Origin of the sequence: Yoonia sp. (genome assembly GCF_036007805.1) — a bacterium.
GTDB lineage: Bacteria > Pseudomonadota > Alphaproteobacteria > Rhodobacterales > Rhodobacteraceae > Yoonia.
This window is the reverse complement of sequence record NZ_DASYOK010000356.1, coordinates 1-7,976: the sequence shown is the minus strand read 5'-3', so window position 1 is coordinate 7,976 and position 7,976 is coordinate 1. Positions and strand designations below refer to the sequence as shown.

The 7,976-nt window shown below is 58.7% G+C and carries 11 protein-coding genes; 3 read left to right on the top strand and 8 right to left on the bottom strand.

Going from position 1 to position 7,976, the window contains the following annotated elements; translation table 11 throughout:
- The 5 genes from VGP75_RS18630 to rpsD all read right to left on the bottom strand — a co-directional run.
- On the bottom strand, window positions 1-554 hold a 554-nt coding region (locus VGP75_RS18630), incomplete at its 3' end, for a class I tRNA ligase family protein (protein WP_327545083.1).
- A 186-nt stretch (window positions 555-740) separates the two neighbouring features.
- On the bottom strand, window positions 741-1,562 hold the full coding sequence (locus VGP75_RS18625; protein ID WP_327545082.1) for an extensin-like domain-containing protein: 822 nt from the start codon (window positions 1,560-1,562) through the stop codon (window positions 741-743).
- Entirely contained in the window at window positions 1,559-2,482 is a 924-nt protein-coding gene (locus VGP75_RS18620; RefSeq protein ID WP_327545081.1) for a prephenate/arogenate dehydrogenase family protein, read from the bottom strand. The genes VGP75_RS18625 and VGP75_RS18620 overlap by 4 nt, the downstream gene beginning before the upstream one ends.
- The gene (hisC, locus tag VGP75_RS18615) at window positions 2,482-3,567 is read right to left on the bottom strand and encodes a histidinol-phosphate transaminase (RefSeq protein WP_327545080.1); all 1,086 of its coding nucleotides are present in this window, start codon (window positions 3,565-3,567) and stop codon (window positions 2,482-2,484) included. Before hisC ends, VGP75_RS18620 begins: the two co-directional genes overlap by 1 nt.
- A gap of 150 nt (window positions 3,568-3,717) precedes the next feature.
- The gene (gene rpsD, locus VGP75_RS18610; RefSeq protein ID WP_055687112.1) at window positions 3,718-4,338 is read right to left on the bottom strand and encodes a 30S ribosomal protein S4; all 621 of its coding nucleotides are present in this window, start codon (window positions 4,336-4,338) and stop codon (window positions 3,718-3,720) included.
- A gap of 255 nt (window positions 4,339-4,593) precedes the next feature.
- Here rpsD and VGP75_RS18605 point away from each other — a divergent pair, with 255 nt between their 5' ends.
- From VGP75_RS18605 to VGP75_RS18595, 3 genes are read left to right on the top strand one after another with little or no spacing between them, the layout of a single operon-like run.
- A complete protein-coding gene (locus VGP75_RS18605; protein ID WP_327545079.1) occupies window positions 4,594-5,022 on the top strand; it encodes a hypothetical protein in 429 nt (142 codons plus the stop codon).
- Window positions 5,023-5,040: 18 nt separating this feature from the next.
- Window positions 5,041-5,508, top strand: coding sequence for a DMT family transporter (locus VGP75_RS18600; RefSeq protein ID WP_327545078.1), 468 nt, complete (start codon window positions 5,041-5,043; stop codon window positions 5,506-5,508).
- Complete coding sequence (locus tag VGP75_RS18595) at window positions 5,505-5,930, top strand: DMT family transporter (protein ID WP_327545077.1); 426 nt, start codon at window positions 5,505-5,507, stop codon at window positions 5,928-5,930. Before VGP75_RS18600 ends, VGP75_RS18595 begins: the two co-directional genes overlap by 4 nt.
- Here VGP75_RS18595 and VGP75_RS18590 read toward each other — a convergent pair.
- The 3 genes from VGP75_RS18590 to VGP75_RS18580 form a co-directional block, all read right to left on the bottom strand.
- Window positions 5,927-6,763 (bottom strand): NAD-dependent epimerase/dehydratase family protein, encoded by an 837-nt coding sequence (locus VGP75_RS18590; RefSeq protein WP_327545076.1) that lies wholly within the window; start codon window positions 6,761-6,763, stop codon window positions 5,927-5,929. The two genes, VGP75_RS18595 and VGP75_RS18590, sit on opposite strands and share 4 nt — an antisense overlap.
- Entirely contained in the window at window positions 6,760-7,545 is a 786-nt protein-coding gene (locus tag VGP75_RS18585; RefSeq protein ID WP_327545075.1) for an HpcH/HpaI aldolase family protein, read from the bottom strand. Before VGP75_RS18585 ends, VGP75_RS18590 begins: the two co-directional genes overlap by 4 nt.
- Window positions 7,542-7,976, bottom strand: a 435-nt coding sequence (locus tag VGP75_RS18580; protein ID WP_327545074.1) for an NAD(P)/FAD-dependent oxidoreductase, incomplete at its 5' end; no start/stop codon positions are given. The genes VGP75_RS18585 and VGP75_RS18580, both read right to left, overlap by 4 nt.

Below are 7,976 nucleotides of genomic sequence, written 5' to 3'. Positions count from 1 at the left end.
AGCGTGCCGTTCATCAGGAACTTCTGGAATTCCTCGGCGATCACGCGTTCGGCGTGGAAATTCATCGTCAGGTAGGGATCATCCCAGTTCCCGGTGATGCCCAGACGCTTGAATTCCTCGCGCTGGATATCAACCCAGCCTTCGGCGAACTTGCGGCATTCCTGACGGAAATCGACGACGTTCACATCATCCTTGTCGCGGCCCTTGGCGCGGTATTGTTCCTCGATCTTCCATTCGATGGGCAGACCGTGGCAATCCCAACCGGGTACATAGCGGGCATCGCGGCCCATCATCTGCTGGCTGCGCACAACCATATCCTTGAGGATCTTGTTCAGCGCGTGGCCGATGTGCAGATGCCCGTTGGCATAGGGTGGGCCATCGTGGAGGGTGAAAGGTTTGCGCCCTTCGGCCTTTTCACGCAGGCGGTCATAGACGCCGATCTGCGCCCAGCGTTCCAGCCACTCGGGCTCGCGCTTGGGCAATCCGGCGCGCATGGGAAAATCGGTGCGGGGCAGGTTCAGGGTTTGTTTATAGTCGGGTGTTTCGGCGCACATGGGTGGCGTCCTTTAGCAGTCATATGGAATTATCACGTTGGATCGGTGCGCGCACGCTGACACCTTTTCCCGGCAGGCGTGAAAGGTTTCAGGCCGCCGGGCAAATAATGCTTATGATCATCTGCCGCAACATGAGTGCGCTTATAGGCCCAGCTTTCAAAAGGGTAAAGCACGACTTGGCACGGATTAGCGGCAGTAGGACCCGCTGCGATAGCGCGCTGTGTCAAAATGAAAGTGATCGCGATGAAAGCGGTTCGCCTCGGGGCCAAGCACTGTCCCGAATGGCCCGCACGCCGCCCGCCACATTGCCCGCAATTGCGCGCCGTGATCTGCAGAATCCCAATCGGTCAGGAGGGTCATTTCACTCCCATCGCGCAACTGTATGCCTGCAATATCAATGGCACGTCCAAAGGCATGTTCCGACAGCCGCCCACCCGGTTGGTTGTTGCGCGTCCGGCAGGCAAAGTGTGAAACAATACGCAAAGAGGACACGCCACCACCCTCGCCGCCCACCGCAGGCACGACACCGCGCTCGACCCACGTATTCAGCGCACGCGCCGTGCGGCAATCAATCGTCGGCTGCGGCCTGAGCGAGACACCGGCGACAGAGCGCAGTTTCACCGCATCCGTCACCCCGCAGGCCCCTGCCCCATTGATCGTGCCCACCACCGTGCCTTGGATCGCAGGGTTGCCGCAGACCTGCCCGCGCGCCCGTGCAAGACGCCGTTCTTCCGCTGCGGCTTCGATAGACGCAGGCCGTACCGCAGGGCGCAGAGACAGCGCGATGGCATTCGGGCTAAAGGCGAAAAGGTTGCGTTCAGCGCGGAACAATGGCCGCGTCTGCGCGCCATGTTCCAGAAGCGGACGCTCACTCGGGCGCGCAACTGGTCTGACGACGTTTTCTGGCGGTGCTTCTGAAACGGCGCGCGCCACGGGGCGGACAATATCCTGCGCGAACACAGGGCCAGACAGGACCATGGCGATGCAGAGGATCGCCCAACGCGTCACTCTTTGCGCACTTTCACGCGGCCAAAATCGGGTGCATCCGTATCCTGACCCGCTTCAATAATGCCCCGCCGAATTGCGCGGGTGCGAGTGAAATAATCATGCAAGTGATCCCCGTCCCCTTGGCGGATGGCCCGTTGCAGCGCGAATAATTCTTCGGTGAAACGCCCCAGTATTTCCAGAGTCGCTTCTTTGTTGTTCAGGAACACATCACGCCACATCACAGGATCAGAGGCGGCGATGCGGGTGAAATCGCGGAAACCGGCGGCAGAGTATTTGATGACTTCACTATCGGTCACACGGCGCAGATCATCGGCCACACCGACCATCGTGTAGGCAATCAGGTGCGGCGTGTGGCTGGTCACAGCGAGCACCAGATCGTGGTGTTCGGCATCCATTTCGTCAATCAATGCGCCCATACCGCGCCACAGGTCAATCAGCCGGTCAATGGCGGCACGGTCGGACCCTTCAACCGGAACAATGATGCAGAAACGGTTTTCAAAAAGCTCGGCAAAGCCAGAGCGCGGCCCGGAATGTTCGGTGCCCGCCAGCGGGTGCGCAGGGACAAAGTGTACGCCCTCGGGGATATGCGGACCAACGGCCTCGATCACCGTGCTTTTGACCGAACCGACATCACTGACCGTGGCACCTTGTTTCAGGACCGGAGCGATTTCCTGCGCGACGCTTTCCATGGCGCCGACCGGCACGCAGAGCACGACAAGGTCCGCATCTTTGGCGGCCTCTGCTGCCGTGTCATAGACACGATCGCAAAGCCCGATCTCGCGCGCCGTTTCCCGGGTTGCAGCGGACCGTGCGTAACCAACAATTTCACCGGCCAGCCCCGCGCGGCGCATGGCGTGGCACATGGATGAGGCAATCAGGCCAAGCCCGATCAGCGCAACGCGGTCGTAAATCCGGGCCATCACTTGGCCCCTTTGAACTGCGCAATCGCATGGGCCACGCGGCGACAGGCGCTTTCATCACCGATCGTAATCCGCAGGCAATGCGGCAGGCCGTAACCTGCGACACGGCGCACAATGATCCCATTTGCACGCAGATGCGCGTCACAGGCCGTCGCCTCGGCCTCATCGGCAAACCGTGCAAGGATAAAATTGGCGGTGGAAGTATCAGACGGCACGCCCAGTTCGGCAAGTGCATTAGCCAGCCAGTCGCGCCATTTGGCGTTCTCAACGCGGCATTTTTCGGTATGCGCCGTATCGCGCACCGCCGCTTCCGCGGCAGCGAGTGCGGCTGAAGAAAGATTGAAAGGCCCTCTGATGCGGTTGAGCACATCAATGATCGCCTGAGGCCCGTAGCCCCAACCCACACGCATCCCGCCGAGACCATAGATTTTCGAAAACGTGCGCGACATGAAGACATTCTCGCGGGCTTCGACCAAGGCTTTGCCAGCATCGAACCCATCGACAAATTCCGCATATGCGCCGTCCAGCACCAAAAGCGCTTGCGGCGGAAGACCCTCGGCCAGACGTGCCACCTCGGCGCTGCCGATCATCGTGCCCGTGGGGTTGGCCGGATTGGCAATAAAGACCAGTTTCGTCTTGTCCGTGCAGGCCGCAAGGATCGCATCCACATCCACGACGCGCTCGTTCTCGGGGACCACGACAGGGGTTGCGCCACAGGCGTGGGCATAGATCGGATACATGGAAAAACCATGCTCGGTAAAGACAACCTCATCACCGGGGCCGGCGTAGGCCTCGGCCAGAAGTTTCAGGACATCGCCAGAACCAACGCCGCAGAAAATACGCTCGGCATCGACATGCCAGACCTCTGCAATGGCGGCACGCAGCTTGGCGTGGTCGGTTGGCGGGTAGCGGTGCAGATCATGGGTTGCCCTTACGATCGCCTCTTTGACGGCGTCGCTTGGACCTAAAGGATTTTCGTTTGACGACAGCTTGAGCACATTGCTGACGCCGTCCAGATGCGCATCGCCACCTTTGTAAAGTGCGATGTCCAGAATGCCCGGTTGGGGTTGAATGCCGTCCGCCATGAAAGTCCGTTCCCGTCTCGTTTCGCCCGTTCTATCGCCCCGCTGGATGCAACGCCAGTAGATTGGTGGGCCCTACAAATGAAAAGGCCGCCCCGGATCGGAGCGGCCTTGAAACATGTGCTCCGGCATATCGCCGAAGAATTGCCAAGATTAGTTCTTGGCGTAGAATTCGACGACGAGGTTTGGTTCCATCGTGACCGGATATGGCACATCGCCAAGGCCCGGTGTGCGTACGAAAGTCGCTGTCATCTTGTTATGGTCGACGTCCATGTAATCAGGCACATCGCGCTCTGGCAGTTGGGATGCAACCAGAACCAGCTCAAGCTGCTTGGACTTCTGGCGCACTTCGATCACGTCACCTTCTTTTACGCGGTAGGACGGGATGTTCACACGCTGGCCGTTTACTGTGACGTGGCCGTGGTTCACGAACTGGCGTGCAGCAAAAACTGTTGGCACGAATTTGGCGCGGTAGACAACGGCGTCCAGACGACGCTCGAGCAGACCGATAAGGTTTTCACCTGTATCGCCTTTGACACGTTCGGCTTCGCCATAAATGCGGCGGAACTGCTTTTCGGTGAGGTCGCCATAGTAGCCCTTCAGCTTTTGCTTCGCGCGCAGCTGTGTCCCGAAGTCGGACAGTTTGCCCTTGCGGCGCTGACCGTGCTGGCCGGGGCCATATTCACGACGGTTGACCGGTGATTTTGGACGACCCCAGATGTTCTCGCCCATCCGGCGGTCAATTTTGTACTTGGCAGCGGTACGTTTAGTCATACGCTGATCTCCTTCTTTTATATTGCGAAGGGCGTTGTCCTTTCCCCGGATTTTGCCGGAGCGACAGGGTTCCGCTTGCGCGGGCCACCAACACCAATGAATGAGCGGCTTATAAAGCGGCTGCATGAGGTGTCAACGACGAAACAACATATTCATCTTCTGTTATCCGAACGACTTGGGAATGTACTAATTAAGACGAATTCTCGACAAAGGTGTACTATATGAGGTATAGTGGGGCAGTAAGATGGATCGGTGTTGCCAGTGAGTATTGTGTTCGTGTTCATGAGTTTTGTGGCAATTTGGCTTTTTGGTCATCAATTGGTGCGGCGCCGCTTCGCCAAACTGGATCATCAACTTGCTGACCGGTATCTCACAACATTTGCTGCCCCAACCCATGACGATCCACAACAAAGCCTGATGGCGCTTTGTGTTGATCTGATGCGCAGGGAAACCTGTGAGGTGCCTTTTGATCAGTTGACCGCACAAGAAAAGAAGATGGTCCTGCATGCCCATGCGGTTGAAGAGTTGCCCTCGTGGATGTCGCGCTATGCATCTTACGGACTGTCCAGGGCCGGGCGTGAACTGATTGGCAAACTGCGCGATATCAAATCGTCACGGCCCGAGCGGCCCAAGCAATATTTTGGTGCGATAAAGCGCCAACAGCAATTGCGTTCCCGCGTCTAAAGAGTGACACCTGCGACTATGTCGCAGCCCCAGCTTTCAAATCATCCACTGCATTTCGCCGCCGCCTTTGGCACGGGCGGATTGTTGTCCTTTATGGTGCTCTTCAATGGCACATTGGCAGCCTTTGGGTCGCTGTTCTTTGCATCATGGGTGCCCCATCTGACGGGCAGTGTCGCGGCGCTGTTATTTTTGCTGGTCTTGCGTCCAAAACGTGCGCAGGTAGCGCGCCCGCCGCTCTGGGTCTATCTTGGCGGCGTGTCTGGGGCGGTAACGGTGATGTTGACATCAGCCACGCTGAATTCAGCACTGGCTCTGTCAGGGACCATTGCGCTTGGGCTGGCGGGCCAAATGGTGTTTAGCCTTTTTGCCGATATGCGCGGGTTGTTCGGCCTGCCCAAGCGGATGCCGGTGCGGCGCGATTTTGTGGCCTTGGCGCTGATCATCGCGGGCAGTCTGATCCTGATCTTTTTTGGCAGCAGCACATGATCTTTTTTGCTGCCCTCGCCATTCTGGCCGGCGTTCTGGTGTCACTCAGCCGCCAGATCAACGGGCGGCTGGCACTCTCGACCTCGGCGATGGAATCGTCGTTCTGGAACCATCTGGTGGGGCTGGTCTTTATCACCTGTGTGGCGCTGGCGGTGGGCGGGTTATTCGCGGGCGAACCAGCACAGGCTCCATGGTGGGCCTATCTGGGCGGGCCTGTGGGCGTTGTCTTTATTGCCGCCGGCAGTTGGTTGATCGCAAGAATCGGGGCGGCCCAGACCGCGCTGATGATCATCGCCGGGCAGATGATTTCAGGTGTGGTACTGGACATCATTATGGGCGCGCCCGGAAATCTTTGGGCGCGCACATTGGGGGTCGCGTTGATCCTTGCGGGCATGTGGGTCGCGCAAGGGCGCAAGCCTTAGGTATCCTTGCGATCATCCACCACGCCAAGGGCGGCCACGCCGGAGTTGCCCAGTTCCACCGTCGCGAAAGGCCCGCCGATGCACAGATTGGCTAGGTCCTTGTTGTCCAGCGGCGGGGTGTCGGCAAAGACCGCTTTGGCAAAAACCTCGGCGTTGTCTTTGGGGCGATAGCCCAGATGGCCCGCCTTGCTGTTATCCACCACCGCGCGGTCGTTGTTAGAGATGCCGTAAACCACAGTGAATCCTACCACGGGGCTGTCGATAGACCGTTCCACCAGATGGATCAGATCGTCATAAGACAGCCAAGTGCCGATGCTGCGCGCGTTTGTGGCCTGCGCACAGGAGAAGATGCGCATGCAGACGCTTTCCACCCCGCGCTTGTCCCAGTAGAGGCTCGCCAGATCCTCGCAAAAGCATTTGGCCAGCCCATAGTAGGTGTCAGGGCGGTGGGGGGCGTCCAATCCAATGGTGTCGGTTTTCAGGTGCATGCCCACCGCATGGACGGAACTGGCATAGACTACGCGCTTGACGCCGCAACGATAGGCGGCCTCCCAGACGTTATAGGCACCGATGATGTTGGATTGCAGGATATCGTCCCAAGGGGCCTCATCACCGATGGCCCCGAAATGGACGACCATATCGGCCCCTTTGATGACCTCAAGCATAGCATCAAGGCTGGAAAGATCGGCCTGCACATAGCTTTCGCCGGGATAGAGCTTGCCGATATCATCGGCTAAGTCGGTGCTGACCAGCTCATCGCACATCTTTGTCAGCGGCTCGCGCAGGTATGATCCAAGACGGCCCGCGGCCCCTGTGAGAACAAGTTTTTTCATGTGTTTTCCTTTTCTGTCGCTGCGCGCATCTGCGCCAGCAATGCATCGGCCCCTTTGGCCAGCAAATTCGTATCCGTGCCGCAGGCCACAAACGTGAACCCGTCAGAGAGCAGCTTTGCCGCGAACGCAGGGTCCGTCACCAATGTGCCCACAGGGATGCCCGCATCCATCAACTTGCGCGCCGCAGGCAGGATCAGATCCCAGACCTCCTGCGACATGTGTTTGCCGAGTAGCCCCATATCCGCTGCAATATCGGCGGGTCCGAAAAAGACACCATCCACCCCACCGACCTGACCAATATCTAACGCCTGCGCCACAGCCGCACGGGTTTCGACCTGCACCAGCACAGCTGTTTCATCGCCTGCTCTGGCATAATAATCGGTGATCCGCCCAAAGTTGTTGGCGCGGATGGACCCTGCGACACCGCGCACGCCTTGGGGTGGATAGCGACAGGCGGCGACTGCGGCCTGCGCTTCCTGCACCGACTGGACCATCGGGAACAGCAGCCCCGGTGCGCCCATATCCAACAGGCGTTTCACCATCACAGCGTCGTTCCACGGCGGGCGCACGATGGCGGTTGATCCATGTGCCGCGATTGCCTGCAATTGGCCCAGAACAGTCGCCATATCGCTGGGTGCGTGCTCCATATCGACCAAGAGCCAATCATAGCCCGCACTTGCGACCACCTCGGCGGCATAATTGTGCGATAGGCTGATCCACAGCCCGATTTGCGGACGGCCCGCACGGATTGCGGCCAGAAAGGCGTTGGGCGCCATCTTCATATCACGGCCTTTTCGACAAAGCGGGCGCCTTGCGCGATGCGGGTAAAGTTCAACGGGCTCAGATCAAGCGTGCGGTATTCCCCATAAGTGATCAATTCCGCCGTGCCGCGCCCGATAGCAGGGGATTGCTGCAAGCCGTGCCCCGAGAACCCGTTCACAAAGATAAAATTCTCCACACGGTCATGTGCCCCCAAAATCGCGTTCTGGTCGAAGGTGTTGTAAGCGTAATGCCCGACCCATGAATTGCGCAGCTTGATCGCCTCGAACTGAGGTATACGGGTGGCGAGGATCGGCCAGACCTTGTCTTCCCAGATGCTATGATCAGCGTCAAAATCGGCATAATCGACAGGCCCGTCGTCATCGGGCGGACAGCCTGCCATATAATAGGCGCCGTCAGTGCGCATATGCACGCCAGAGGGATCAATCGTCAG